The 25436-nt window shown below is 64.6% G+C and carries 23 protein-coding genes; 12 read left to right on the forward strand and 11 right to left on the reverse strand.

Features of this window, described 5'->3' with window-relative positions; all coding sequences use genetic code 11:
- Positions 1-35: 35 nt before the first annotated feature.
- Together LB541_RS25710 and cobO are read left to right on the forward strand one after the other, a co-directional pair.
- Positions 36-476, forward strand: a complete 441-nt coding sequence (locus LB541_RS25710; RefSeq protein ID WP_224619907.1) for a bifunctional adenosylcobinamide kinase/adenosylcobinamide-phosphate guanylyltransferase — start codon at positions 36-38, stop codon at positions 474-476.
- A 1-nt stretch (position 477) separates the two neighbouring features.
- Positions 478-1092 (forward strand): cob(I)yrinic acid a,c-diamide adenosyltransferase, encoded by a 615-nt coding sequence (cobO, locus tag LB541_RS25715; RefSeq protein WP_140648779.1) that lies wholly within the window; start codon positions 478-480, stop codon positions 1090-1092.
- A 331-nt stretch (positions 1093-1423) separates the two neighbouring features.
- On the opposite strand, the gene cbiB is transcribed toward cobO, so the two are convergent.
- Complete coding sequence (gene cbiB / locus LB541_RS25720; RefSeq protein WP_140555013.1) at positions 1424-2392, reverse strand: adenosylcobinamide-phosphate synthase CbiB; 969 nt, start codon at positions 2390-2392, stop codon at positions 1424-1426.
- Between cbiB and cobD the strand changes: the two genes are divergently transcribed.
- Positions 2391-3437 (forward strand): threonine-phosphate decarboxylase CobD, encoded by a 1047-nt coding sequence (cobD, locus tag LB541_RS25725; RefSeq protein ID WP_224619871.1) that lies wholly within the window; start codon positions 2391-2393, stop codon positions 3435-3437. The genes cbiB and cobD overlap by 2 nt on opposite strands.
- Complete coding sequence (locus LB541_RS25730) at positions 3434-3943, forward strand: tyrosine phosphatase family protein (RefSeq protein ID WP_224619874.1); 510 nt, start codon at positions 3434-3436, stop codon at positions 3941-3943. Before cobD ends, LB541_RS25730 begins: the two co-directional genes overlap by 4 nt.
- A 2-nt stretch (positions 3944-3945) precedes the next feature.
- On the opposite strand, the gene LB541_RS25735 is transcribed toward LB541_RS25730, so the two are convergent.
- Together LB541_RS25735 and LB541_RS25740 are read right to left on the reverse strand one after the other, a co-directional pair.
- Entirely contained in the window at positions 3946-4749 is an 804-nt protein-coding gene (locus tag LB541_RS25735) for a creatininase family protein (protein WP_140547725.1), read from the reverse strand.
- Between the two features lie 54 nt (positions 4750-4803).
- Positions 4804-5187: a RidA family protein gene (locus LB541_RS25740; protein WP_140559592.1), complete on the reverse strand. Its 384-nt coding sequence runs from the start codon at positions 5185-5187 to the stop codon at positions 4804-4806.
- Between the two features lie 269 nt (positions 5188-5456).
- Between LB541_RS25740 and LB541_RS25745 the strand changes: the two genes are divergently transcribed.
- From LB541_RS25745 to LB541_RS25775, 7 genes are all read left to right on the forward strand, one after another.
- Positions 5457-6461, forward strand: a complete 1005-nt coding sequence (locus tag LB541_RS25745; protein ID WP_140495611.1) for an ABC transporter substrate-binding protein — start codon at positions 5457-5459, stop codon at positions 6459-6461.
- Positions 6462-6472: 11 nt separating this feature from the next.
- Entirely contained in the window at positions 6473-7303 is an 831-nt protein-coding gene (locus tag LB541_RS25750; RefSeq protein WP_140495612.1) for an ABC transporter ATP-binding protein, read from the forward strand.
- Positions 7290-8138: an ABC transporter permease gene (locus tag LB541_RS25755; RefSeq protein WP_224619875.1), complete on the forward strand. Its 849-nt coding sequence runs from the start codon at positions 7290-7292 to the stop codon at positions 8136-8138. Before LB541_RS25750 ends, LB541_RS25755 begins: the two co-directional genes overlap by 14 nt.
- A gap of 4 nt (positions 8139-8142) precedes the next feature.
- Positions 8143-9444: a cytosine deaminase gene (locus LB541_RS25760; RefSeq protein WP_224619877.1), complete on the forward strand. Its 1302-nt coding sequence runs from the start codon at positions 8143-8145 to the stop codon at positions 9442-9444.
- Complete coding sequence (locus LB541_RS25765; protein WP_224619878.1) at positions 9444-10847, forward strand: FAD-binding oxidoreductase; 1404 nt, start codon at positions 9444-9446, stop codon at positions 10845-10847. Before LB541_RS25760 ends, LB541_RS25765 begins: the two co-directional genes overlap by 1 nt.
- Positions 10848-11133: 286 nt before the next feature.
- Positions 11134-11715, forward strand: coding sequence for an NAD(P)H-dependent oxidoreductase (locus LB541_RS25770; RefSeq protein WP_224619879.1), 582 nt, complete (start codon positions 11134-11136; stop codon positions 11713-11715).
- Entirely contained in the window at positions 11715-12302 is a 588-nt protein-coding gene (locus tag LB541_RS25775; protein ID WP_140521127.1) for an NAD(P)H-dependent oxidoreductase, read from the forward strand. Before LB541_RS25770 ends, LB541_RS25775 begins: the two co-directional genes overlap by 1 nt.
- A 46-nt stretch (positions 12303-12348) precedes the next feature.
- On the opposite strand, the gene LB541_RS25780 is transcribed toward LB541_RS25775, so the two are convergent.
- From LB541_RS25780 to LB541_RS25795, 4 genes are read right to left on the reverse strand one after another with little or no spacing between them, the layout of a single operon-like run.
- Entirely contained in the window at positions 12349-14808 is a 2460-nt protein-coding gene (locus tag LB541_RS25780) for an FAD-dependent oxidoreductase (protein ID WP_224619880.1), read from the reverse strand.
- On the reverse strand, positions 14805-15986 hold the full coding sequence (locus LB541_RS25785; RefSeq protein ID WP_140495619.1) for a pyridoxal phosphate-dependent aminotransferase: 1182 nt from the start codon (positions 15984-15986) through the stop codon (positions 14805-14807). The genes LB541_RS25780 and LB541_RS25785 overlap by 4 nt, the downstream gene beginning before the upstream one ends.
- Positions 15986-18439, reverse strand: coding sequence for an FAD-dependent oxidoreductase (locus LB541_RS25790; protein ID WP_224619881.1), 2454 nt, complete (start codon positions 18437-18439; stop codon positions 15986-15988). Before LB541_RS25790 ends, LB541_RS25785 begins: the two co-directional genes overlap by 1 nt.
- A 30-nt stretch (positions 18440-18469) precedes the next feature.
- Positions 18470-19012, reverse strand: coding sequence for a helix-turn-helix domain-containing protein (locus LB541_RS25795; protein ID WP_181167629.1), 543 nt, complete (start codon positions 19010-19012; stop codon positions 18470-18472).
- A 223-nt stretch (positions 19013-19235) separates the two neighbouring features.
- On the opposite strand from LB541_RS25795, the gene LB541_RS25800 reads away from it, so the two are divergent.
- Positions 19236-19940, forward strand: a complete 705-nt coding sequence (locus tag LB541_RS25800; RefSeq protein ID WP_140516370.1) for a nitroreductase — start codon at positions 19236-19238, stop codon at positions 19938-19940.
- Between the two features lie 24 nt (positions 19941-19964).
- Here LB541_RS25800 and LB541_RS25805 read toward each other — a convergent pair whose 3' ends face one another.
- The 4 genes from LB541_RS25805 to LB541_RS25820 form a co-directional block, all read right to left on the reverse strand.
- On the reverse strand, positions 19965-21407 hold the full coding sequence (locus tag LB541_RS25805) for an MFS transporter (protein WP_140516369.1): 1443 nt from the start codon (positions 21405-21407) through the stop codon (positions 19965-19967).
- A 158-nt stretch (positions 21408-21565) separates the two neighbouring features.
- Positions 21566-22153, reverse strand: coding sequence for a sarcosine oxidase subunit gamma family protein (gene soxG / locus LB541_RS25810; RefSeq protein WP_224619882.1), 588 nt, complete (start codon positions 22151-22153; stop codon positions 21566-21568).
- Entirely contained in the window at positions 22146-25139 is a 2994-nt protein-coding gene (locus LB541_RS25815; protein WP_224619883.1) for a sarcosine oxidase subunit alpha, read from the reverse strand. Before LB541_RS25815 ends, soxG begins: the two co-directional genes overlap by 8 nt.
- Positions 25136-25432: a sarcosine oxidase subunit delta gene (locus LB541_RS25820; protein WP_140516363.1), complete on the reverse strand. Its 297-nt coding sequence runs from the start codon at positions 25430-25432 to the stop codon at positions 25136-25138. Before LB541_RS25820 ends, LB541_RS25815 begins: the two co-directional genes overlap by 4 nt.
- Positions 25433-25436: the final 4 nt, after the last annotated feature.

Consider the following 25436-nt stretch of genomic DNA (forward strand, 5'->3'; position numbering starts at 1 on the left):
CCCCCCCCCCCCCCCCCCCCCACGCCGAAACGCTGATGACCGCCTTGCCTTCGCCATGGGCCTACATCGCCACGGCGCAACCTTATGACGACGAGATGCGGCAGCGCATCGCGTTGCACCGGTCGCGGCGCGGCGAGGGCTGGACGACCATCGATGCACCGCTAGACCTTGTCGGTGCACTCGAGGCCCTACCGGAGGACCAGCCGGTGCTTGTCGACTGCCTGACGCTGTGGCTGACCAACCACATGCTGGCCGAACATGATGTAGAGGGCGTATGCCGGCGGCTGGCTGACATGCTGTCGCGGCCGCGCGGACCCTGGTTCGTGGTATCCAACGAGGTCGGGCAAGGCATCGTGCCCGACAATGCGCTGGGGCGCCGGTTCCGCGACGCCGCCGGCCGGCTCAACCAGCAGGTCGCGGCGATTGCCGAGACCGTGCTTTTGATGGTGGCGGGGCTGCCGCTCAAGGTGAAGTGACATGACCGACATCGACGAAAAGGACGAAGAGCGCCACCGCGCCAAGATGGCCAAGCGCAAGGCGGTCCAAGACGCCGAGGTGGCGAGCAAGACGGTCGAAAAGGGGCTGCTGATCGTCAACACCGGTCCCGGCAAAGGCAAGACCACGGCTGCCTTTGGCCTGGCGTTGCGCATGCTCGGCTATGGCAAGCGCGTCGGCGTCGTCCAGTTCATCAAGGGCAAATGGCATACGGGTGAGAAGGAGGCCTTCGCCGCCTTCGGCGACCGCGTCGTCTGGCACGCGATGGGCGAGGGGTTCACCTGGGAGACACAGGATCTGAAGCGCGACATCGCGGCGGCCGAGGCCGCCTGGGCCAAGGCGCTGGAGCTGATGGCCGATCCGTCGATCAGTCTCGTCGTGCTCGACGAACTCAACATCGCGCTGCGCTACGAGTATCTCGATCTGGACAAGGTGGTTGCCGCGCTGAAAGCGCGCCGCGAGGGCCTGCATGTCGTCGTCACCGGTCGCAACGCCAAGCCGGCGCTGGTCGAGGCGGCCGATCTGGTGACCGAGATGGGGCTGACCAAGCACCACTTCGCGGCGGGCGTGAAGGCGCAACAAGGGATCGAGTTTTGAGAGCTGTTGTCCCCTTTTGTGGATGAGCATTCAAGTCTGGTCGCCAAACGCTTCCAGCAGGGCTCACTTCCTTTCCCTCCGGAGGGGGGAAAGGTGGCGCTGCGAAGCAGCGACGGATTGGGGGAAGGCGGTTATCGAACGCGCGGTCCGCAGACAGGCAGGCGCAACCCGGCGGGTGCGAGAAACGCGACTGCCGAACTCGTCGACCCCCACTCCGTCTCGGCTTCGCCGAGCCACCTCTCCCCGATCGACGGGGGAGAGGAAAGGCGCGAACCTGTTGCAGCCCGGCTCCCTTCCTCCCCTTCGGGAGAGAACTCACGGGGGGGTGAGATCATGCCAGAATGACGATCGCCGAAACCACGCCGAACAGCGCGATCAACAGGCAGTCGGCGACGCGGTAGAGTTTCAGCGCCCGCCTTATGTCGATGCTATCGGCTTCGCGCCGGCCGCCTTCGCCCATGAACGCGTCGTCGACCGTTACGCCGCCATAGCTGCGCGGCCCGGCGAGCGCCAGGCCAAGTGCGCCGGCCATCGCCGCCTCCGGCCAGCCGGCATTGGGCGAGCGGTGCTTTTTCGCGTCGCGCCGCACCGCCTGCCATGCGGCTTTCGCGTCGGCGCCTTTCACCAGGAAAGCCGCCAAGGTGATGAGCAACGCCGTCAGCCGCGACGCCGGCAGGTTGATCCAATCGTCGAAGCGTGCGGCTGCCCTGCCGAATGCTTCGTGGCGCGGCGTGCGATGGCCGATCATCGAATCGGCGGTGTTGGCGGCCTTGTAGGCGGCGCCGCCGGCGAGGCCGCCGACGCCCGTCCAGAAGGCGGGGGCAACGATGCCGTCGGAAAAATTCTCGGCCAGGCTCTCGATCGCCGCGCGGCAGACGCCGGCCCTGTCGAGGGTTTCGGGATCGCGGCCGACGATGCGCGAGACGGCGGCGCGGCCCATGTCGAGGCCGCCCGAGTCGAGCGCATCGGCGACGGCCTCGACATGCTCATAAAGGCTCCGCTGCGACAGGAACGATGTTGCCAGAAGGGCGGTGATGAACAGTCCCAGGGGAATGAACCAGAGCAGGATCTGCACGCACAGGCCAATTAGCGCCGGCACCAGCACGATGACCAGAAGCGCCTGGACACCACGTTGGCGACGCAGTGCGTCGGGATCAGTGGCGCGGTTGAGCCTGCGATCGAGAAAGGATATCAGCCTGCCAAACCACGTCACGGGATGGCCGATGGCGCGAAACAGCCAGTCGGGGTAGCCCAGCGCGGATTCGATGGCCAATGACAGGAAAGCGATCAGGACTGACATGAAGCTTCTTGAAGGAGCGGTGGACCATGGTGGAAGTCTCGGCCGGGCAAGGGCGCTTTTCCCCAACGCCCCCCAGCCTTTCGTCGACCTCTCGACCGGAATCAATCCGCACTCCTACCCGCTTTTCGAGCTGCCCGCCACCTCGCTGTCGCGATTGCCGGAAGCGGGGCGGGCGCGTGAGCTGACGGCGATCGCGGCCATTAGCTATGGTGCGCCCTCGCCAGCCAATGTCGTCGCTGCGCCCGGTACGCAGATCCTGCTGCCACGCGTGGCTTCGCTCATCGCACCGGGCAGGGCGCTCGTGCTGGGGCCGACTTATGCCGAACATGCCCGCGCGGCGGCAATCACGGGGCACGAGGTGACCGAAGTCAGCGATTTCGCTGATCTGGCGGATGCCGACCTGGCCATCGTGGTCAATCCGAACAACCCGGATGGGCGCATCGTCGAGCGCGACCGGCTGCTGGCGCTGGCCGCCGGTTTGCGCGCCAAGGGCGGGCTGCTGGTCGTCGACGAGGCGTTCATGGATGTCGGCCCGCGCGAACACAGCCTTGCCGGCTATGTCGGCCAGGGCGGCATCGTCGTGCTGCGCTCTTTCGGCAAGTTTTTCGGGCTGGCCGGCCTGCGGCTTGGATTTGCGCTTGCCGATGCGCCGACGGCCCAGCGGCTGGAAACGCAATTCGGACCTTGGACTGTCGCCGGCCCGGCGCTGGAATATGGCATTCGCGCACTTGCCGATATCGGCTGGCAGGACGCGATGCGCGCGTCGCTGACGGAGGTATCGGCTCGGCTCGACGGGCTGTTCGGTCGTTTCGGCGTGCCTGCCGCGGGCGGCACCACATTGTTCCGCTATCTCAGCCTGCCGGATGCCGCCGGCTTGTTTGCAGCGCTTGGCGAGCGCGGCATCCTGCTTCGCCATTTCACCGACCGCCCGCACGTCCTGCGGGCAGGCATGCCGGGGAACGAGGAGGAGTGGCTGCGGCTTGAATCCGCCCTTGCCGAATGGGCGGCGCGGCGCGAGGATCGAGCGGAAGGTATCAAACCATGATCCATGTCTGCTCGCTGGCAAAGGTCGAGGAAACGGTGGCGAGGACCGGCGCCGAGCGGCTGCTGTCGCTGTTGGCCGCCGGCACCGATGTGCTCCGCCCGGCCTCGATCATGAGGGAAAACCATCTGCACCTGGTCATGCACGACATCGCGGCGGCGCAGGATGGCATGACCATGCCGGGCGAGGAGCATGTGCGCAATCTGCTCGATTTCGCGCGCCGCTGGGACCGCGCAAGGCCGATGGTCGTTCACTGTTATGCCGGCATCAGCCGCTCGACAGCCTCCGCCTATATCATCGCTGCCGCGCTGGCGCCGAAACGCGACGAGGCCGAGCTGGCCCGGACGTTGCGGAGGTTGTCGCCTTCGGCGACGCCCAATCCGCGGCTGATCGCGGTGGCCGACGCGCTGCTTGGTCGAGGCGGCCGCATGATCGCGGCAATCGAAGCGATCGGGCGCGGCGCCGATGCCCTTGAAGGCACACCGTTCGAACTGAAGATCGATATGTAGGGCTACTTCAGCCAATCGGCGAGCTTCGCCTTGCGTACATCCCTAAGCAGGCTGACAAAACCATCAGCCTGATGTTCCGCTGTCAGCCGACCTTTTTCAGCCGTGGCAATGCTGGCGTCGCCGACCACGCCGTTCGGGTTGAGATCGCTGGCGATCCAGGCGAAGGCGTGGGTGCCGGTGTGGCGCAGGAGCGAAAATTCCTGCTCCGCGTTGGCGACGTTGGAGACGAAATTGTCGGCCTTGGTCATGTCGACGAGATCCGGCCGGAAATGCAGCATCAGCGAGGTCTCGACGTCGCCGCCATGGATGCCGTGGCGGTCCTCGAGTTCGGTGTACATGCCGGCCGGGCGGCCGAAGCGTTGCCAACTGGTCTTCACCGCCAGCATCTTTTCGCGCACCCGCAATTCGCGCGTGACGATGCCCATGATCTCCTCGTTGCCGCCATGCGAGTTGACGACGACCAGCTTGCGCACGCCTGCCCGCGCAATCGACACGCCAAGCTCGGTCCAGGCGTCCGCCAGCGTCGTTGCCGGCAAAGTAAGCGTGCCCGGCGCGTGAAGATGCTCGTTCGATTTGCCCACCGCCTGGACCGGAAGGATGCGGATGTCGAGATCGTCGGGCAGGCGGGCGATCACCGTGTCGAGCATGCCGTTCATGATCGAGGTGTCGGTCGAGACAGGCAGATGCGGTCCATGCTGCTCGATCGCCGCCACCGGCAGTACGGCGATCGTCGCTTCGGGATCGATCGAGGCATATTCGGTGGTCCGATAGTCACCCCACCACACGCGTCTTTTTGCTACGGTCATGTCATGCCTCTTCGATGAACGGTGAGACCTACCGCGAGATAGGCGGTGTGTCGATCACCCGGCCGCGATGGCCTCGACCTCCACCTTGAATTCAGGCCGGGCAAACCCGCTGACGATCATCAGGGTCGAGGCCGGCGCTGGGTTCGAAAAAAGCCGGTCGCGGACATCCATATAGGGTCGCAGATGCGCGCGGTCGGTGACATAGGCGTTGATGCGAACGATATCGCCGAGCCCCAGCCCCGCCTCGCCGAGGATCGCGGCGATGTTCTTGAAGCAAAGCTCGGCCTGGGCGCCGGCGTCTTCGGGAACCTGGTCGTCCGCCGTGATCGCGACCTGGCCTGAACACAACACCAGCCGCTTGCCCGGGGGCACTTCGACGCCGTGACTGTAGCGAGCAAAAGGCGGCTTGATCGACTTCGGGGTGAGAAACTTGAACATGGCAATCTCCTGGATACCGCCAGCCTAAGACTGGATTCGTCACAGCTTCAAGATGGCGGTGCATGTCGCCGGTGCGATTGTGGACAGGCGTTTAAAAAATAGGCACGATGCCTCCGGTGCAGCACGACCTTTCCGGCGTTCGCAGATGGCTGTGGTGCAGGCGGGCGGGTCCCGGCGCGAGATGCCGGTGGCATGTGTCTTGCTTCTTGAATCTCTGGTGTCGAGCCTGGCGCGTGGCGCGCCGGAGCAAACAAAGGGTGGTGGTGTCGATGTACGGAAAACTGAAGATGTCGGTAGCGGCGGTGGCCGTGCTTGCAGCGAGCACGCTTGGTGCCGCGGCAAATGAAAAAGTCACCTTCGGCACCAACTGGCTGGCCGAGCCGGAACATGGCGGCTACTACCAGGCCGTGGCCGACGGCACCTATGCCGCCTGCGGCCTCGACGTCACCATCATGCAGGGTGGCCCGCAGGTCAGCGGCCGGCCGATGCTCCTGGCCGGCAAGATCGATTTCTACATGGGCGGCAACCTGCTGTCGGCCTTCGACGCCGTCCAGCAAGGCATTCCGATGCGCGTGGTGGCGGCGGACTTCCAGAAGGATCCGCAGGTCATCATGTCCCATCCCGGCGAGGGGCTGGACAAATGGGAGGACCTGAAGAACGCCGAGCAGTACATTCTGGGCGACGAGGGCGCGCAGACCTTCTTCCAGTGGATGATTATCGAACTCGGCTTCGACGCGGCCAAGCGCGTGCCCTACACCTACAACACTGCTCCCTTCCTCGCCAACAAGAAGTCGATCCAGCAAGGCTATGTTACCTCCGAGCCGTTTGCGGTCAAAAAGGAAGGCGGCTTCGTGCCCAACCAGTTCCTGCTCGCCGACTATGGCTGGGACACCTATTCGACGACGATCGAGGTGATGCAGGACACGATCGACAAGAAGCCGGAGGTGGTCCAGTGCTTCGTCGATGGCTCGGCCAAGGGCTGGTACAAATATCTCTACGGCGACAACAAGGCCGCCAACGACATGATCAAGAAAGACAATCCTGACATGACGGATGAGCAGATCGCTTTCTCGATCGAGCAGATGAAGAAGTTCGGCCTGGCCGATTCCGGCGACACCGAGAAGCTCGGCATCGGCGCCATGAACGAGGCGCGGATCAAGAGTTTTTACGACAAGATGGTCAAGGCCAAGGTCACGCCCGCCGGCATCGACATCACGAAAGCCTACACGCTGGCCTTCGTCAACAAGGGCGTCGGGCTCGAGCTGAAGAAATAGGCCGTCCCAGCATGATGCGGGAACAGGTAGCGCAGGCGCCGGCGAACGGGTCCGACACGGCTCCGGCATTGTTGGCGCTGCGGGGCGTCGGCAAGGTCTTTTCCAATGGCGTGACGGCGCTCGCCGACGTCGACCTGACGATCCGGGAAGGGGATTTCCTCAGCCTGCTCGGGCCGTCCGGCTGCGGCAAGTCGACGGCGCTCCGGCTGATCGCCGGCCTGTCGACGCCGACCTCCGGCATGCTCGACTGGCGTGCGGGCGGTTCGCTCGACCGCTCGAACATCGGCTTCGTGTTCCAGGAGCCGACATTGCTGCCCTGGGCCAGCGTCTTCGACAATGTCTGGCTGCCGCTCAGGCTGAAGGGCGTCAGCCGCGCCAAGGCGGCACCGGTGGTGACCGAGATGCTGGCAAGGGTTCATCTCACCGGCTTCGAGAACGCCGTGCCGCGCGAATTGTCGGGCGGCATGAAGATGCGCGTCTCGATCGCACGGGCCCTGGTGACCAAACCGCGCGTGCTTTTGATGGATGAGCCGTTCGCGGCCCTCGACGAAATCACCCGCTTCAAGCTCAACAACGATCTGCTGGAGTTGTGGCAGGACGAGCGCTTCACCGTCGTCTTCGTCACGCATAGCGTCTTCGAAAGCGTGTTTTTGTCCAACAGGGTTGTCGTGATGGCGGCGCGGCCAGGCAGGATCTTCGACGAGCTTGCCATTGATGCGGCCTATCCGCGCGACGAGGCCTTTCGCACCTCACCCGATTATGCGGCGCTGTGCCGGCAGACGTCCGACGTGCTGGTCAAGGCCATCAACTCAATTGCAGGCTCGCATCATGACGGCCATTGACGGTGCATTGAAACTCGACCCCGAGGAAGCACGCCGCGCGCGCCAGGAGCGGCTCGAGCGGATCGGCCGCTGGGTTCTGCCGCTGGCGATCATGATCCTGGCGATTTGGCTGTGGGACCGCATCTGTGTGTGGAATGAAATTCCGCAATACATCCTGCCGCGTCCCGGTGTGGTGCTGGCAACGCTCTACAACGACGCCGGCCTGCTGTTCTCCGCACTGCTGGTCACCTTGCGCATCACCTTCCTCAGTCTGCTCCTTGCCGTCATCGGCGGCGTCGGGCTGGCGGTGCTGTTCGCGCAGTCGAAATGGGTGGAGATGTCGTTCTTTCCCTTCGCCATCGTGCTGCAGGTGACGCCGATCGTGGCCATCTTCCCGCTGATCAACATCTATGTCGACAACCAGACGACCAAGCTTCTGCTCTGCGCCTGGATCGTCGCCTTCTTTCCGATCCTCTCCAACTCCACCCTCGGCCTGAACTCGGTCGACCGCAATCTGCGCGACCTGTTCAAGCTCAACGGCGCAACGCGCTGGCAGCAATTGCGCTATCTCAGGCTGCCGGCGGCGATGCCGTATTTCCTCGGCGGGCTGAAGATCGCCGGCGGCCTGTCGCTGATCGGCGCGGTGGTGGCCGAGTTCGTCGCCGGCGCCACCGGCCAGTCTTCGGGCCTCGCCTCGCGCATCATCGAGGCCGGCTACCGGCTGAACGCGCCCAGGCTCTTCGCGGCGCTGTTCCTGATCTCGCTGACCGGCATCCTGATCTTCCTCGTGCTGTCGTTGATTTCGCATCTCATCTTACGGCGCTGGCACGAGAGCGCGCTGAAGCAGGAGCGGTAGCGCCTTGATTCCAAACACAGGTTCATACCGGCTCGCCAACGCACGCGTTCATCGGTCCGTCACGCCTGGCCTTGCCGCGCCCGTCGACGGCGACGGTTTCGCACTTGCCGACATCGCGGTGGGCGACGGCAAGATTTCCAGCATTGCTGTTCCTGGCAGATCGAACGCACCTGCCGATGCGATCGACCTCGGCGGGCGGATTCTGCTGCCGTGCTTCATCGATTGCCACACCCATATCGACAAGGGCCATATTTGGCCGCGAAAACCCAATCCTGACGGCACTTTCATCGGGGCGCTGAATGCCACAGGTGCCGACCGCACTGACCGCTGGAGTGCCGAGGACGTGGCGCGGCGCATGGATTTCTCGCTGCGCTGCGCCTACGCGCATGGCACCAAAGCACTGCGCACGCATCTGGACAGTGTCCCGCCGCAGGAGGAAATCTCCTGGCCGGTGTTCGAGACGATGCGCGAGAGGTGGCGCGGCCGCATCGAGTTGCAGGGCGCCTGCCTGATTGGCGTCGAGGGCGTGCGCGACAAGAATTGGTTCGACAGGCTGGCCAAAAGGGTGGCCGCCGCCAAGGGCGTGCTTGGCGTCGTCACCTACATGGTGCCGGATCTGGAAGAACTGCTCGACCATGTCTTCTCCCAAGCCGTCAAGCATGGCCTCGACCTCGATTTCCATGCCGACGAGACCGACGACGTCGCGGCGATCTCGCTGAAGAAGATCGCCGAGGCGTCGCTGTGGAACGGCTTCGAGGGCAAGATCCTCGTCGGCCACTGCTGTTCGCTGGCGCGCCAGCCGGACCTCGAGGTGCTGGACACTCTGGATAAGGTGGCGAAAGCTGGGCTGGCGATCGTCTCGCTGCCGATGTGCAATCTCTATCTGCAGGACCGGCGGCGCGATCAAACCACGCCGCGCTGGCGCGGGGTAACGCTGCTGCACGAGATGAAGGCGAGGGGCATTCCGATCGCGGTCGCTTCCGACAACACGCGCGATCCCTTCTATGCCTATGGCGACCTCGACATGCTGGAGGTCTACCGCATGGCGACGCGCATCCTGCATTTCGATCATCCGGTCGCCGATTGGCCGCAGGCCGTCACGGCAACGCCGGCTGATGTGATGCGGCTCGATGGTTTCGGCACGCTTGCCGCCGGCGGCGATGCCGATTTCATTGTCTTCAAGGGCCGCAGCTGGACGGAATTGCTGTCGCGGCCCGAATCGGATCGCATCGTCGTGCGCGCCGGGCGCGCGATCGACCGCCAATTGCCCGACTATGCCGAACTCGACGAGCTGATGGTGGACTGATGGATATCGCCGCGCTGAAACGCGATCTCGACGGGATAAAGCTCGACGACAATCCGGCCATCGTCCAGCAGAAGAGCCGCGATTTCTACTGGTACAGCCCGGTGCTGAAGCAGCAGCTCGATCACGTCACCGGCGACCTGGTCGTGACGCCCAAGAACGAGGCCGAGCTGATCCGCGTGCTCGCCGCCTGCCACCGGCATGGCGTGCCAGTGACGCCGCGCGGCAGCGGCACAGGCAATTACGGCCAGGCGATGCCGCTCTCGGGCGGCGTCGTGCTCAATCTCGCCGAGATGAACGAGATCAAGTCGATCGCGCCGGGGCGTGTGGTGACCGGGCCGGGCGCTGTGCTGGCCGACATCGACAAGGCAACGCGGGCGCATTCCGGCCAGGAACTGCGGCTCTCACCCTCCACCTACAACACCGCCTCGATCGGCGGCTTCATCGCCGGCGGTTCGGGCGGCGTCGGTTCGATCAATTTCGGCGGCTTGCGTGATTTCGGCAATGTGCTGCGCCTGCGCGTGGTAACCATGGAGGCCGAGCCGAGGGCGCTCGAACTCACCGGCGAGGATCTGCACAAGGTGACGCATGCATACGGCACAAACGGTATCATCACCGAAGTCGAGATGCCGCTGACCGCGGCCTATGAGTGGATCGACATCATTGTCGGCTTCGACGCCTTCATGAATGCGGCGCGCTACGGCAACGCGCTGGCCTGCCAGGACGGCATCCTGACCAAGCTGATCACGCCGATCGCGGCACCGGTGCCGCAGCTCTATTTCAAACGGCACCAGAAATTCCTGAAGGATGGGCAGAGCATCTGCGTCGTCATGGTGGCGCGGCATGGGCTGGACGCCTTTCTCGCTTTCACGCGGCGGGCTGGAGGCGAGGTGGTCTTCAATGCCGCGACGGCGACGCCGGAGGAGAAAAAGGGTCTGCCGCCGGCCTATGAGCTGGCCTGGAACCACACAACGCTCAGAGCGCTGCGGGTCGACCCCGACATCACCTATCTGCAGTCGCTCTATCCCTTTCCCAACCAGCTGGCGCTGGTCGAGAAAATGGACGCGATGTTTCCGGGCGAAGTGTTCTCGCATCTGGAGTTCGTGCGGCTGGATGGCAACGTCACCTGCTTCGGCCTGCCGCTGATCAAATTCACCACCGAGGCGCGGCTCGACGAGATCATCCGCTTGCATGAGGAGAATGGCTGCCCGATCTTCAACCCGCATCGTTACACGCTGGAAGAGGGCGGCATGAAGCAGACCGATGCGGTGCAACTCGCCTTCAAGCGCGAGACCGATCCGCAAGGACTGCTCAATCCCGGCAAGATGATCGCCTGGGAAAATCCGGATTATGACTACCGTTCGGGACGAACTTTTCTGTTCAAGGGGCTGCAGAGGACGGGATGAGGAGAGGTTCGCGCTTGAACACCCCCCTCTGGCCTGCCGGCCCGGGCCCTTCGCTGTCGCTTCGGGCGTTCGTCGCTCGGAAAGCCAAGAAATTGGCTTCCCGTCCGCTGCGCGGACCACTCCTCACCCCCCGCATGGGGGGAGATCGGCAGCTTAAGCGCTGCCGCCAACCTGCCGCGCTGACAATTGGCGAAAGCAAGGAGATAGTCCGATCTCCCCCCTTGCGGGGGAGATGCCCGGCAGGGCAGAGGGGGGTGCCTCGCGCTGACCCAGGCAATGCCTCGCCATGAACATCCTCGTCCTCCACGCCCATCCGGTCGAAACCAGCTTCAATGCCGGCCTGCACCGGACGATCGTCGAGCGACTGACGGCTGCCGGTCATGCGATTGACGACTGCGACCTCTATGCCGAGGACTTCGACCCGCGGCTCTCTCGCCAGGAACGGCTGGACTATCACAATCCGCGCGGCTCCGCCGACCCTGCGGCGCCGTATGTCGAACGCCTGCTGCGCGCCGATGCGCTGGTGCTTTCCTATCCAGTGTGGAATTACGGCTTTCCGGCAATTCTGAAAGGGTTCTTCGACCGCGTCTTCCTGCCCGGCGTGTCGTTCAAGCTGGTCGACGGCAAGGCGCAGCCGTCGCTGCACAACATCAGGAAGATCGCGGCGGTCACCACCTATGGCGGCAGCCGGTTCCGCGCCATGCTGATGGGTGACCCGCCGCGCAAACTGGTCAAGCGCGTACTGCGCGCCACGGTAAAGCCGGGCGCTTCGGTTTCCTATCTGGCGCATTATTCGATGAACATTTCGAGCGACGAGACGCGCAAGGCGTTCTTGGCCAAGGTCACGGCCAGCATGGACAGATTCTGATGCGCGCGCTGGTGGTTTATTGCCATCCGGTGCCGGAGAGTTTTTGCGCCGCTATCCGCGACACCGCCGTGGAGGTGCTGACGCGAAAGGGCTGGGAGGTGCGGCTGCTCGACCTCTACGCCGAGAAGTTCGATCCGGTGATGAGCTGCGAGGAACGGCGTTTCTACAACAACCAGGCGCCGCAGGACCTTGCGCTGAAGCCGCATTTCGAGCTGCTCAACTGGGCCGAGGCGATCCTCTTCGTCTATCCGACCTGGTGGTACGGGCTGCCGGCGATGCTGAAGGGTTGGCTCGACCGGGTGTGGGCGACGGACGTCGCCTTCAAGCTGCCGGCCGGCAAGGGGCGGATCAAGTCGCTGATGCGGCATGTGACCAAAGTCGGCGTCATCACCACCTGCGGCGCGCCGACATGGTGGAGCGTCGTCGTCGGCCAGCCCGGGCGCAAGACCTTGCTGCGCGGCATGCGCGCGCTGTGCGCCACGCGCTGCCGGACCTTCTTCCTGGCGCACTATCTGATGGACGCCTCGACGCCGAAGACGAGAGCAGCGTTTCTGGCGAAGGTGCGGGCGAAGCTGGAGCGGTTTTGAGGGGGCGAACTGCCCTTCTCCCCTTGTGGGAGAAGGGAAAACCGCGCTACGTCTTCACCCGTTCCGATTTCGGATCATACATCGGCTTCAGCGATGCCTCTGCCGCAAACCGCTCGCCGGCGATCTCGATCTCATAGGACGAGGCCAGCACATCCGCCTCGGTCTCGCCCTGGCAGGGCACATAGCCCAGCCCGATCGCGCCGCCGAGATGGTGGCCGTAATTGCCTGAGGTGATCGGACCGACGATCTTGCCGTCGCGCAGGATCGCCTCGTTGTGGAAGAGCAGCGGTTGCGGGTCCTTCAGCCGGAACTGGACCAGCCGGCGGCTCAATCCGGCTTCCTTCTTCTTCAACACCGCGTCGCGGCCGATGAAATCGCCCTTGGCCGTCTTCACCGCGAAGCCGAGGCCGGCTTCCAGCACATTGTCTTCGTCGGTGATGTCGTGACCGAAATGGCGGAAAGCCTTTTCGATACGGCAGGAGTCGAGCGCATGCAGCCCGCACAGCTTGAGGCCGACATCGGCGCCGGCCGCTTCGATGGCTTCAAAGACGTGGGCCGCCTGGTCGGTCGAGACATAGAGCTCCCAGCCGAGTTCGCCGACATAGGTGACACGGTGGGCGCGGGCGAGGCCCATGCCGATCTCGATCTCCTGGAACGTGCCGAATGGGTTGTTCTCGTTGGAGAAGTCGTTGGGGCTGACCTTCTGGATCAGTTTTCGCGCATCCGGGCCCATCAGGCAGAGTACGCTTTCGGCAGCGGTTACATCGGTGATGACGACGAACTCATCTGTCAGGTGCTTGCGCAGCCAGGCGAGGTCGCGCTGCAGCGCGGCGCCGGGCACGACGAGGAAATAGGCGGTGTCCGACAGGCGCGACACTGTGAGATCGCTCTCGATGCCGCCGCGCCGGTTGAGCATCTGCGTGTAGACGATCTTGCCCGGCGCTACGTCCATGTCATTGGCGCAGAGTTTTTGCAGGAAGGCGCAGGCGTCGCGGCCTTCGACGCGGATCTTGCCGAACGAGGTCATGTCGAACAGGCCGACCTTGTTGCGGACGGCGAGGTGCTCCTCGCGCTGGTTGTCGAACCAGTTCTGCCGCTTCCAGGAATAGCGGTACTCGCGCTCCTGTCCCTCGCGCGCGAACCAGTTGGCGCGCTCCCAGCCGGCGACCTCGCCGAACACGGCGCCGCGCGCCTTCAGATGCTCATGCAGGGGTGAACGGCGCACGCCGCGCGATGTCGCCATCTGGCGATAGGGGAAATGGTCGGCATAGAGCAGGCCGAGCGTTTCGGAGACGCGCTCCTTGAGGTAACGGCGGTTCTTCTGGAAAGGCTGGGCGCGGCGGATGTCGACTTCCCACAGGTCGAACGGTGCCTCGCCGTCGTTGATCCACTGTGCCAGCGCCATGCCGGCGCCGCCTGACGAGACGATGCCGATCGAATTGTAGCCAGTCGCCATCCAGTAGCCACGCAGTTCCGGCGCCTCGCCGAGATAGTAGCGGTCGTCGGGCGTAAAACTTTCGGGGCCGTTGAAGAAAGTATGGATGCCGGCGGTGGCCAGCATCGGCATGCGGTTGACGCCCATTTCGAGGATGGGCTCGAAATGGTCCATGTCCTCGGGCAACTGGTCGAAGCAGAAATCCTCACGGATGCCATCCATGCCCCACGGCTTGGCCACTGGCTCGAAGGCGCCGAGCATCATCTTGCCGGCATCTTCCTTGTAATAGGCGCACTCGTCGGGCACGCGCAGCACCGGCAGGCGGCTCAGCCCCGGGATCGGCTCGGTAACGAGGTAAAAATGCTCGCAGGCGTGCAGCGGGATGGTGACGCCGTTCTGGGCGCCCAGTTCGCGCGCCCACATGCCGGCGCAGTTGACGACGATGTCGGCCTCGATCGTGCCTTGCTCCTCGCCCTGCGCCCAGGACACGCCGGTGACGCGGCCGTCCCTGGTGTGGACCTTGGTGACCTTCACATTCTCCACGATGGTGGCGCCGCGTTGGCGCGCGCCCTTCGCCAGCGCCATGGCGATGTTGGCGGGGTCGCACTGGCCATCAAGCGGCAAATGCACGGCGCCGACGACGTCGGACACGTTGAGATGCGGGTACATCTCCTTGACTTCCCTGGGCGAAATCTCGCGCACGTCGACATCGAAGGCGCGGGCGAGTGACGCCTGACGGTAGATCTCGTGCTTGCGCTCCTCGGTCAGCGCGACGGTGATCGAGCCGACTTGGCGCATGCCGGTGCCGACCTCGGTCTCGGCTTCCAGCTTGACGTAGAGGTCGGCCGAATATTTCGCCAGCCGCGTCATGTTCTGCGAGCCGCGCAACTGGCCGATCAGGCCGGCGGCATGCCATGTCGTGCCCGAGGTCAGCTGCTTGCGCTCCAGAAGGACGATGTCGGTCCAGCCGAGCTTGGCCAGGTGATAGGCGACCGAGCAGCCCGAAACGCCGCCGCCGATGATGACGGCCCTTGCCTTGGCGGGAATGGTTCTGGGGGAAGGGATGTTCATGCGGCCTCGCGGCGGTAGCTGGAGACAAAGCGGCGCAGCCGGAGTGCTGCTTCCCGCAAGACGGGTTCCGGCTGGCACAGGCTGACGCGGATATGGCCTGCCGCGGCCTCGCCGAAGCTGGAGCCGGGCATGACGCCGACCTTCTCCTTGTCGAGGAAGGCGAAAGCGAATTTCTCGTCGTCGGATTCGACGGCCGATATGTCGAGCATGACATACATGCCGCCTTCGGAGCCGCGCACGCCGACATCGTTCATGCCGCGCACGGCGTCGAGCAGGACGGCGCGTCGCGCCGCATAGCGTTCGGCGATTTCCTTCACGCCATAACCCTTCTCCAGCGCCTCGGTGCAGGCGATCGAGATGAAGGCCGGCAGGCCGTAGGTCGTCACCAGATTGAGGTTGGTCAGCAGCGAGATCATCTCGCTCGGGCCGGTCAGCCAGCCCATGCGCCAGCCGGTCATGCCGTGGCTCTTGGACATGGAATTGATGACCAGCGTGCGCTCGGCCATGCCGGGCAGGGAACGCGGCGAGATGTGCTCGCCACCGCCGAGCGTCCAATAGACTTCGTCGGACAGCAGCCACAAATCGTGCTCGCGGCAGACCTCGGCCAGCTGTTCCAGCCGTTCGCGCGAATAGACGGCTCCGGTCGGGTTGTTCGGCGTGTTGATCAGGATGGCGCGCGTGTTCGGCCGAAGTGCCGCGCGGATCATGTCGGCGCGGGGCTGGAAACCGTCCTCGGCCGGCGTCTCGACAACCGTGAAGGTCGCGCCCGCGGCGCTGAAGGTGTTGGGGTAGGTCGCGTAGTATGGCGCGACCACGATGGCGTGGTCGCCCGGGTCGAGCACGGCCTGCACGGCGGCGTAGAGCGCCGCCTGGCCGCCCGGCGTGGCGATGACCTGGTCCGGCGTCGTCCCGACGCCCGTGCAGGCGACCGAGGCCGCCGCCATCGCCTTGCGCAGGCGCGGCAGGCCGGGCAAAGGGGTATAGTGGTGATTGCTGCCGCGAACCGCGGTCACGCAAGCCTCGATCGTTTCGGAAGGTGTGTCGAAATCGTGATCGCCGACCGACAGCATGATGATGTCCTCGCCGGCTTCCTTGCGGGCCCATGCGGCGAAGTGGACTTCCCAGCCATCCTTGCCCGACGGCACGATGCCTGAAATGCGCGATGATGGTTTTGGCATCAGGCTCTCAACCTTTCGTTCTTCGGATCCCACAAGGGCTCATCGTTCTGCACGACCGCCTTGAAACGGTCGCCGAAGATCTCGATCTCCACGGCGGTGCCGGGCTCCGCCAGATCGGCACGCAGCATGCCGAGCGCGATCGACTTGCCGACGCGATGGCCCCAGCCGCCCGACGTCGTCTCGCCGACGATCTGGCCGTCATGCCACAGCGTCGACATGTAGGGGGCGTCGCAATCGCCGGGGTTTTCGACCACCAGCGTGACGAAGCGCTTCTTGACGCCCTGCTGCTTCTCGTTCTGGAGCGCCGCCTTGCCGCGGAACTCGGGCTTGTCCCATTTGACGAACCGCTCGAGCCCGCCTTGCAGGATCGAGTAGTCGGTCGAGAGGTCGCCTTTCCAGGTGCGATAGCCCTTTTCAAGCCGCAACGAATCCAGCGCGTACATGCCGAATGGTTTCAGGCCGTGCGGCTGTCCCGCCGCGCAGATGGTGTCGAAAACGGCGGCGGTGTCGTCGACCCTGGTGTGGATTTCCCAGCCGAGTTCGCCGGCGAAGGAGACGCGGACCAGCTTCGCCCAGCGCCCGGCGATCTTGGTTTCCTGATGCGTGAGCCAGGGCAAGGTCAGGTCGGCCTCACAGACGGCGGCGAGGATTTCCCGCGACTTGGGTCCGGCCAGGATTTGGGTGGAGAATTCCTCGGTCCGGTCGATCAGCTTGAAAGTCGCATCGACGGGCATGTGCGATTTCAGCCATTCGAAATCATGCCATTGCGCCACCGCCGCGGTGATCAGCGTCATGGATTCCTCGCCGTGGCGCACCACCGACATTTCGGTGACGATGCGGCCCTTGTCGTCGGAGAAATAGACGAGACCGATGCGGCCGGGCTTCGGCACGAGGCCGGTCACTTGCCGGCTAAGCCATTCGGCGGCGCCCGGACCTTCGAGGTTGAAGCGCGAAAAACCCGGCAGGTCGAGGATGCCGGCGGCGTCGCGGACGGCCAGGCATTCCTCGCGCACGCGGTGCTGCCACGGCCCGTCGCGACGGAAGGTGAGCGTTGCTTCCTCCGAGACGTCGTCGCCATCCTGCGCATACCAGGTGGCGCGCTCCCAGCCATTATAGGCGTCGAAGCGCGCGCCGAACGCCTTCATGCGATCATGGATCGGCGACAATTTCCTGTCGCGTCCCGCCGGCCAGGCATGGCGCGGAAACTGGATGGCGTATTCGTTGCCGTAGATCTCCATGCCTTTGGCAACGCAGTAATCCGGAGCCGAAGCGAAGGACGTGAAGCGGCGCGGGTCGCAAGACCACATGTCCCATTCGGTCTGGCCTTGCGTGACCCATTCGGCCAACACCTTGCCTGCACCGCCGCCTTGCGCGATGCCGAAGGTGAAGACGCAGGCCTCGAACGCATTGGGGACGCCCGGCATCGGCCCGATCAGCGGATTGCCGTCCGGCGCATAGGGGATCGGGCCGTTGATGACCTTGGACAGGCCGGCGGTACCCAGGATCGGCACGCGGGCGACGGCGTCTGCCAGATAGTGTTCCAGCCGGTCGAGATCGTCGGGGAAAAGCTGGAAGGAAAAATGCTCCGGCATCGGGTCGTTGTGACCAGCCCAATGCGCGCGGCAATTGCGCTCATAGGGACCGAGATTCATGCCGTTCTTTTCCTGGCGCAGATAATAGGAGGTATCGACGTCGCGCAGCAGCGGCAACTTTCTGTCCTGTTCCTTCGACCATGCCGCGAGTTCGGGGATCTCCTCGAACAGGATATACTGATGGCTCATCACCATCATCGGCACCTCGCGGCCGAACATTTTTCCGACTTCGGCGGCACGGTAGCCGGCGGCGTTGACGACGATCTCGCAGCGGATCTCGCCTTGCGGCGTCACGACCACCCATTCGTCCCTTTCGCGGCGCACGCCTGTCACCGGGCAGAAGCGTATGATCCGGGCACCCATGTCGCGCGCGCCCTTGGCCAGCGCCTGGGTCAGCTGCGCCGGATCTATGTCGCCGTCGCTCGGGTCGTAGAGGGCGCCTTCCAGCTCATGCGTCTCGATGAAGGGATAGCGGCGCTTGATCTCGTCCGTGCCGACGATATCGATGTCCATGCCCTGGTAGCGGCCCATGCCCTTGGCGCGCTGGAACTCCTGCATGCGCTCTTGCGTGTGGGCAAGCCGCAGGGAGCCGGTGACATGGTAGTTCATGGGATAGTCGACGGCCTCGGCCAGCCCGCGATAGAGCTCGGTCGAATAGCGCTGCATGTTCATCAGCGACCAGGACGAGGAGAAGGTCGGCACGTTACCGGCGGCATGCCAGGTCGAGCCGGAGGTGAGTTCATTCTTTTCCAGGAGAACGCAGTCGGTCCAGCCCGCCTTGGCGAGATGGTAGAGCGAGGAGGCGCCGACGACACCGCCTCCGATGATCACCACGCGTGCCGTGCTCGGCAAACCGGCCATGTTCTTCTCCAACCCTTGGTCCAATTTCATTCAATAAACTGGCGGCGAAACCACCCAGATGACGACCGCCGGCTCCATTCCCGGATTGCGCCAGCGGAATGGCTTGCCCTCGAAGCGAAAGGAATCGCCTTCGCCGAGCCGATGCCATGTCCCCGATATTTCGATGTCGAACGTCCCCGACACGACATATCCAGCCTCTTCGGTCGGCCGGCGCGCCTCGCTCTTGAGCTCGGCGCCCGGCGCGAAGACGGAACGCAGCATCTCGAAGCTACCGCCGAGATCGGGCGACAGAAGCTCCTCCATGAGGCCGGATTCGCTTGTGCCAAGGGTGCGGCGGCTGCCGGCCCGCACGACCGCGCCGCGCTCGCTTTCGACAGGCACGTCGTGGCCGAAGAACAGGCTGACCGGCACGCCGAACAGTTCGCCGAAAGCCCGGAGATCACTGAGCGACGGTGTCGACAGGCCGCGTTCGACCTGGCTGACCCAGCCGACCGACCGGCCGAGTTTCAGGGCGATCTCGGCGAGCGTCAACCCTCGCGCCTTGCGCAGCGCCCTGATGTCGCTGGCCAGCAATCGCTCGTAATTTCCCTGCAATGCTTTCGCTGTAGTTGGAGGCAAATCGCGCTCTCGTGAAAAAATCCCATCAAATTTCATGAGATGCCGGAGCGGTGAAAAAATCAAGCGGATTTTCACGGGTGCACAAGATTTGCTTGCGCGATTTTGGCGGTTCATGCAAAGGCTCGGCCGCGAGCGGCGAGTGGGGACGTCCGATCGGGACACAGGGTAAGGACGGCCCATGCTTGGAAAGAAGGCTCGAATCACGGTTGATGCCGAGATCGTCGACGACGCGATCGTATCGCGCCGGTCGGTGCGCGCTTTTCTGCCCGACATGGTCGACGACAACACGATCCGCGACATACTGGCGGTCGCGGCACGCGCCCCTTCCGGCACCAATATGCAGCCATGGCGGGTCTATGTCACCAAGGGTGACACCAAGCAGCGGATATCGGATGCCATCCTGAATTCCGGCATCCGTGCTGAAAAGGCCGATTGGGACGAATATCGCTATTATCCCACGCAGTTCTTCGAACCCTACCTGACCCGCCGCCGCGCCAACGGTTTCGGGCTCTACGGCGCGCTCGGCATCGGTCGCCGCGAGGTCGACAAGATGCGTGCCCAGCACGACCGCAACTTCGTCTTCTTCGACGCGCCGGTCGGCATGATCTTCACCATCGACCGCCGGCTTAACCAGGGTTCCTGGATCGACTACGGCATGTTCCTGCAGAACATCATGGTTGCCGCGCGGGGCAGGGGCTTGCACACCTGTCCGCAGGCGGCGTTCGCGCCCTATCACCGGCAGATCAGGCCGGTGCTCGGCATTCCCGACGAGGAGATCGTCGTCTGCGGCATGGCGCTCGGTTATGAAGATACGTCGAAGCCCGAAAACGCCTTCCGAACCGACCGCGTGCCGCTGGAGGAATGGGTGACGTTCAGCGAGTAGGCCGCTGCTGCGCTGCGACATCCGCTATTCCGTGTTCATCTGGGCGCCATGGCCGCTGACATGGGCGCCATCCTGCGGCGTCAGCTTGAGATAGGCTGATAGCGCGCACAGCGTGATGACACCCTCGATCACGAACAGTATCCGGAAGTCATTGGCGACGGCCGGGCCGCCGCCGGCCAGAAACGATAGTGCCGCGGCGGCCAGGCCGACGCTGATCGCCACCGCCAGTTGCCACAATATGTAATAGAGCGCGCTGAAGCGGGCGAGCTGATCGGGCGCGATGTCGGAATAGGCAAGGTTGCCGGTCGACGCCCATTGCGCGGAACGGAAGACGCCGAAGATGAAGATGTAGGCAAGCACGATCCACACCGGTGTGGTCGCCTGCATCAGGGCAAAGCCCGCAACCATGGCCGCGACGACGGGCGTGTTGAAAACCAGCACGCGGCGGAAACCGAAGCGGTTGAGCAGGCGAGGCATGAAGACACGCATGACCACCGACCCGACCGCGGCGACGAAGGTCAGCGATCCCGCCTGTACCGCGCTCATGCCGAAGCCGAGCTGGAACATCAGCGGCAGCAGGAAGACGACGGAGCTGAGGCCGATCGTGTCCAGACCGCCGCCGGTGAGGAAGGAGATGCGGAAGGTGCGGATGCGCAGGAGCTTGAGGTCGAGCAAGGGATTGCGCACGCGCAGGCAATAGAACGAGGCGACCGTCAGGATGACCAGCGCCAGGGCAAGCTCGGCCGCGATCACGCCGGCGGCCGCATCTTTCGCCGCCAGCGAATCCATGCCGAAGACAAGCAGGACCATGCCGCTGCCGACCAGCAGGAAGCCCGGGAAATCGAACGGTGTGCGCACGGGTTTGGTCACCGTCGGAAACAGCGAGGCGGCAAGGACAGCCGCGGCCAGCGCGAAGGGCACGTTGATGAAGAAGATCCAGCGCCAGGAAATGTAAGTGGTCAGCGCGCCGCCGACGAGCGGACCGACGAGCGGGCCGGACTGGCCGGCCAGCGAGATATACATGTTGATCTTCAGCGTCCGGCTTCTAGGGAAGGTCGACAGGATGACGACCTGACCGAGCGTGCCCATCAGCGCGCCGCCGAAGCCCTGCAGCGCGCGGGCGCCGACCAGCGTCCAGATGTTGTCGGACAGGCCGCACAGCGCCGACGAGGCGGCGAATACCAGCAGCGCAAAGCAGTAGACGTTGCGCAGGCCGAAGCGGTCGGCAGCCCAACCGCCGAGCGGCATCGAGATGATCAGGCTGGCGACGTAGACCGTGATCAGCAGGCCAAGCTGGCTCGGTGGACGGCCAAGGCTTTCGCTGATGCCGGGCAGTGCCGTCACCACGACATTCTGGTCGAGACTGGTCATGAACACGCCGCAGGCGACCGTCAGCGGCAGCAGGAGCAGGGCTCTGGCTGGCACATCGGCGCGATCGGTGACGCCGGCGGATATTTCTGCGGTCATGGAGATATTCGAACCAAACGGATGCGCGGATTCTGGACGGGTTTTGTTACCCTTCGGACCGGCTTGACGGCCATATCACGCCATTATGGCGGCCGCCGGCGCATTGCTGTAGCGTCAGAGCCGGCCGGCCTTGATGCCAGAATTCGTCGACCCCGAGCCTACTGTACCTCGTAGCCGACTTCCTCGCTGGCGTGACACAGCGCCTTCCAGAAGGAGCGCGCGAAAGAACGGAAGACGTAGATGTCGAACTGGTCGCCGCCGGTGCGTTGGATCTGGGCGAAGACATCGTGATGGGTGGTCGAGCGGCCGGCGCCGAGCGGGAAGGCCGGCAGCGCGAAATCGATGGCGAAGAACTTCGCCAGCACCCATTCGGCCTTCGGTCCGGCGATGCGGATCACGCTGCGGCCATGCGAAAGATCGGTCACCGTGCCGATGGCGGGGGTCACCACGCCCGCGAAAGCCGCGGCCAGCCCCTCGGCTTCGTCGGCTACGGTGAACTTTCCCGGTGCGAAACCGAATGCCGATTTGGCGCCATTGGTGGCGCCACCGCCGGCACCGTCGGGCAACGTAAGCCCGGTGACGGCGCGGATGCCTGATATCAGTTTCTTCTCTTCGCCCGGCCAGGCGGCGAGCTGCACGATCGAACCCGGTCTCGTCTCGGTCAGGATGACCTCGACACCATGTTCGAAATTGCCGTGCGAGCCGACATGGAATTCCGGTTCCAGCGGTGAAAGGCGCTCAACCATGCATGCGGCTCCCGTCCGGATCGTAGAAGTGGTTGGAAACGATCTCGACCGGTCCGAACCGGTTGCGCAGCGGATCGGAGACATGGGCGCGCGAGCCGTGCCTGGCCTTGCCGCCTTTGATCAGCGCCAGCGCGATGTGCTTGCCGAGCGCCGGCGAATAGCAGCAGGCCGTGATGTGGCCGATGGAGCCGTGCGGGTTGGACTCGTCAAGCTCCTCGACGAGATGCGCGCCGCCGTTGAGCGGCCTGTTGTCGAGCGAGACCAGGCCGACAAGTTCCAGCCGGTCGGGCGAGATGAGGCCCTCGCGGTCCATCATCGCCGAGCCGATAAACGGCTTCTTCTTCGACAGCATCCAGTCGAGATGCAGGTCGCGCGCCGTGGTGCGGCCGTCGATCTCGGCGCCCGTCACATGGCCTTTCTCGATGCGCATGGTGCCCAGCGCTTCCAGTCCGTAGGTTACCAGTCCGAACGGCTTGCCGGCCTCGATAAGCGCTTCCCAGACATGCGTGCCATGGTCGGCGCCGCAATAGACCTCGAACGCCATTTCGCCGGAAAAGGACAGCCGGCAGATCATCACCGGCACGCCAGCGATCTGGCCATGCACGATGCCCATGAACGGCAGCGCCGCATTGTCGACAGCGGTGCCGGCGACGCAGCCGGCCAGGATCTGCCTGGCTTTCGGCCCGCCGATCGCGGCACCCGCCCACTGGTCGGTCACGGAGGTGACATGAACCTTGAGCTCCGGCCAGACCACATCGAGGAAATATTCCAGATGCTGCATAACCTTGCCGGCATTGGCCGTGGTGGTGGTCATCAGGAAATCCTGTTCGCCGAGCCGCCATGTGGTACCGTCGTCGAAGGCCAGTCCGTCCTCGCGCAGCATCAGCCCGTAGCGCGCCTTGCCAACGGCCAGCGTGGAAAACATGTTGGTGTAGACACGGTCGAGGAATTCGGCCGCGTCCGGACCTTGCACCGCGATCTTGCCCAGCGTCGAAACATCGACGATGCCGGCGCTTTCGCGCGTCGCCCTGGCCTCGCGCACATAGGCCTGCTCGACCGTTTCGCCGGCAAGGCCGTAGATCATCGGCCGGTACCACAGGCCGGCGGAATACATGGTTGCGCCATTGGCGACATGCCAGTCATGCATCGGCGTCAGCCGTTCGGGCTTGAGGTCGCCGAAGCGCTCCGCCGCCAGTGATCCGATCGAAACCGGTGCAAAAGGCGCCCGGAAGCGTGTCGTGCCGACTTCCGGGATCGGCTTGCCCAGCGCCTCGGCCATGATGGCCAGGCCGGGGACGTTGGAATTCTTGCCCTGGTCGGTCGCCATGCCGAGCGTGGTGTAGCGTTTCAGATGCTCGACCGAGACGAAGCCTTCGCGGTGCGCCAGCCGCACGTCCTCCGACGTCACGTCGTGCTGGAAGTCGACGAAGCTCTTGCCGCTGGCCCTGATCTCGAACACCGGCGCCGGATCGGGATCGCAAGCTACGGATTTGACCGAGGGCAGTGCGGCCGGCGTGGCTTGCGCGCCTGCCGCGGCAAGGCCCGCGGCGCGGCCCTCGGTCATCGCTTCGGGGGTGGAAAAGCTGCCGGTGAAGGCGCCTGCGCCAATCCAGTTCTGCGTCGGCTTCGGCGGCAGGAAGGCTTGTCGGGCGGCATTCCACTCCGCCTTGGCGCCGGCCTGGCTGGCCAGATGAATAGTTGGCGACCAGCCCCCCGACATCAAGAGGCAGTCGGCATGGATGCTGCGGGCGTCGCCAGTGAGCGTGCCGTTGGCCATGTCGAAGCGCTGCAGCTTGACGCCGGAGAGCGCCTTGCCGCCCTCAGTGGCGATCACGGCATGGCCGGGAAAGATCTCGGCTCCGGTTTCCTCGGCCAGTTTGCGCATTTCTCCCGAAAGCTCGGGGCGGACGTCGATAATCGCGGCAATCCTTGCGCCGGCCTTCTTCAGCGCCAGGGCGCAGCGATAGGCGCTGTCATTGTTGGTGAACAGCGCGACCGTCTGCCCCGCCAGCACGCCGAATTCGTTGGCGTAGCGCTCCGCGGCATGCGCCAGCATCACGCCCGGGCGGTCATTGCCCGGGAATACAAGCGGCCGTTCGAAAGCGCCGGTGGCCAGCACTACCGATCGGGCGCGGATCGCCCAATAGCGATGGCGCGGTTCGCCCTTGCCGGGTGTCTCCTTGTGATCGGTGACGCGCTCAAGGGCGGCAAGCGTATTGCTGTCGTAGTAGCCCCAGACCGTCGTGCGCGGCAGAAGCCGGACGTTGTCGTAACCCTCGAGCTGGGCCACGGTTCGCCTGGCCCAGTCGGCCGCCGGCAAGTCATCAATCGTCTCGTTCGACCAGTTGGCCGAGCCGCCGAAACGCGGATCGAGTTCGGCAAGAATGACGCGCGCGCCCTGGTCAGCAGCAGCCTTGGCGGCCGTCAGCCCGGCAGGGCCGGAGCCGACCACCAGCACGTCGCAAAAGGCGTTCATGCGCTCATAGCGCGCCGGGTCGGCCGCGGAACCGGCACGGCCGAGGCCGGCGGCGCGGCGGATGAAATGCTCGCAAAACATCCAGAAGCGCGTGCCCTTCAGCGGCCCGATCACCGGACCCATGAAGGTCTTGTAGTAGAAGCCGGCCGACAGGAGCTTGCCGCCGAGCTGGTTGACGGCGCTGACGTCCCAGGCCAGCGACGGAAAACGGTTCTGGCTGACGGCGACCAGCCCGTCATGAATCTCGACCATGGTCGCCGCGATGTTGGGCTCGCGGACCTCGCCCTTCAGCACCGTCACCAGCGCGTTCGGCTCTTCCACGCCTGCTGTCAGGAGGCCGCGCGGGCGGTGGTATTTGAACGAGCGCCCGTAAAGCGTGACGCCGTTGGCCAGCAGCGCCGAAGCCAGCGTATCGCCGGCATGGCCGGTGTAGGGCGTGCCATCAAAGGTGAAGCGGATGGTCTTCAGCCGGTCGATGCGGCCGCCGGTCTCGGTCCGGCGCGGGCTCACGATCTGCCCTCCGCCTTGCGCCGCGCGACCGGACCGTGATCGCCGCGTGCGAAGGCGACGCTGGAAATCTCATGCGTCAGCGTGTTGCGCACGACCCTGAGATGCGCGCGACAGCCGCCGGAATGCTGCCAGATCTCGTTGTGGTCTCCGGCCGGGTTCAGCCGGTCATAGACATAGGCGTTCCAGGCTTCGAAGTTCTGCGAGGCGGGGTCGGGACGCTCGCGGTTGCCGTCACCCTGGTAGGTGAACTCGATGACGTCGCGCGGGCCGCAATAGGGACAAGTGATCAACATCGGA

The organism is Mesorhizobium sp. BR1-1-15 (assembly GCF_020165475.1).
Classification (GTDB): Bacteria; Pseudomonadota; Alphaproteobacteria; order Rhizobiales; family Rhizobiaceae; genus Mesorhizobium.

What these genes read in the sequence shown, in the direction of transcription:
- LB541_RS25710 (WP_224619907.1), top strand. Translation starts at nt 36, where the DNA reads ATGACCGCCTTGCCTTCGCCATGGGCCTACATCGCCACGGCGCAACCT.
- cobO (WP_140648779.1), top strand. Translation starts at nt 478, where the DNA reads ATGACCGACATCGACGAAAAGGACGAAGAGCGCCACCGCGCCAAGATG.
- cobD (WP_224619871.1), top strand. Translation starts at nt 2,391, where the DNA reads ATGAAGCTTCTTGAAGGAGCGGTGGACCATGGTGGAAGTCTCGGCCGG.
- cbiB (WP_140555013.1), bottom strand. Translation starts at nt 2,392, where the DNA reads ATGTCAGTCCTGATCGCTTTCCTGTCATTGGCCATCGAATCCGCGCTG.
- LB541_RS25730 (WP_224619874.1), top strand. Translation starts at nt 3,434, where the DNA reads ATGATCCATGTCTGCTCGCTGGCAAAGGTCGAGGAAACGGTGGCGAGG.
- LB541_RS25735 (WP_140547725.1), bottom strand. Translation starts at nt 4,749, where the DNA reads ATGACCGTAGCAAAAAGACGCGTGTGGTGGGGTGACTATCGGACCACC.
- LB541_RS25740 (WP_140559592.1), bottom strand. Translation starts at nt 5,187, where the DNA reads ATGTTCAAGTTTCTCACCCCGAAGTCGATCAAGCCGCCTTTTGCTCGC.
- LB541_RS25745 (WP_140495611.1), top strand. Translation starts at nt 5,457, where the DNA reads ATGTACGGAAAACTGAAGATGTCGGTAGCGGCGGTGGCCGTGCTTGCA.
- LB541_RS25750 (WP_140495612.1), top strand. Translation starts at nt 6,473, where the DNA reads ATGATGCGGGAACAGGTAGCGCAGGCGCCGGCGAACGGGTCCGACACG.
- LB541_RS25755 (WP_224619875.1), top strand. Translation starts at nt 7,290, where the DNA reads ATGACGGCCATTGACGGTGCATTGAAACTCGACCCCGAGGAAGCACGC.
- LB541_RS25765 (WP_224619878.1), top strand. Translation starts at nt 9,444, where the DNA reads ATGGATATCGCCGCGCTGAAACGCGATCTCGACGGGATAAAGCTCGAC.
- LB541_RS25770 (WP_224619879.1), top strand. Translation starts at nt 11,134, where the DNA reads ATGAACATCCTCGTCCTCCACGCCCATCCGGTCGAAACCAGCTTCAAT.
- LB541_RS25775 (WP_140521127.1), top strand. Translation starts at nt 11,715, where the DNA reads ATGCGCGCGCTGGTGGTTTATTGCCATCCGGTGCCGGAGAGTTTTTGC.
- LB541_RS25780 (WP_224619880.1), bottom strand. Translation starts at nt 14,808, where the DNA reads ATGAACATCCCTTCCCCCAGAACCATTCCCGCCAAGGCAAGGGCCGTC.
- LB541_RS25785 (WP_140495619.1), bottom strand. Translation starts at nt 15,986, where the DNA reads ATGCCAAAACCATCATCGCGCATTTCAGGCATCGTGCCGTCGGGCAAG.
- LB541_RS25790 (WP_224619881.1), bottom strand. Translation starts at nt 18,439, where the DNA reads ATGGCCGGTTTGCCGAGCACGGCACGCGTGGTGATCATCGGAGGCGGT.
- LB541_RS25800 (WP_140516370.1), top strand. Translation starts at nt 19,236, where the DNA reads ATGCTTGGAAAGAAGGCTCGAATCACGGTTGATGCCGAGATCGTCGAC.
- LB541_RS25805 (WP_140516369.1), bottom strand. Translation starts at nt 21,407, where the DNA reads ATGACCGCAGAAATATCCGCCGGCGTCACCGATCGCGCCGATGTGCCA.
- soxG (WP_224619882.1), bottom strand. Translation starts at nt 22,153, where the DNA reads ATGGTTGAGCGCCTTTCACCGCTGGAACCGGAATTCCATGTCGGCTCG.
- LB541_RS25820 (WP_140516363.1), bottom strand. Translation starts at nt 25,432, where the DNA reads ATGTTGATCACTTGTCCCTATTGCGGCCCGCGCGACGTCATCGAGTTC.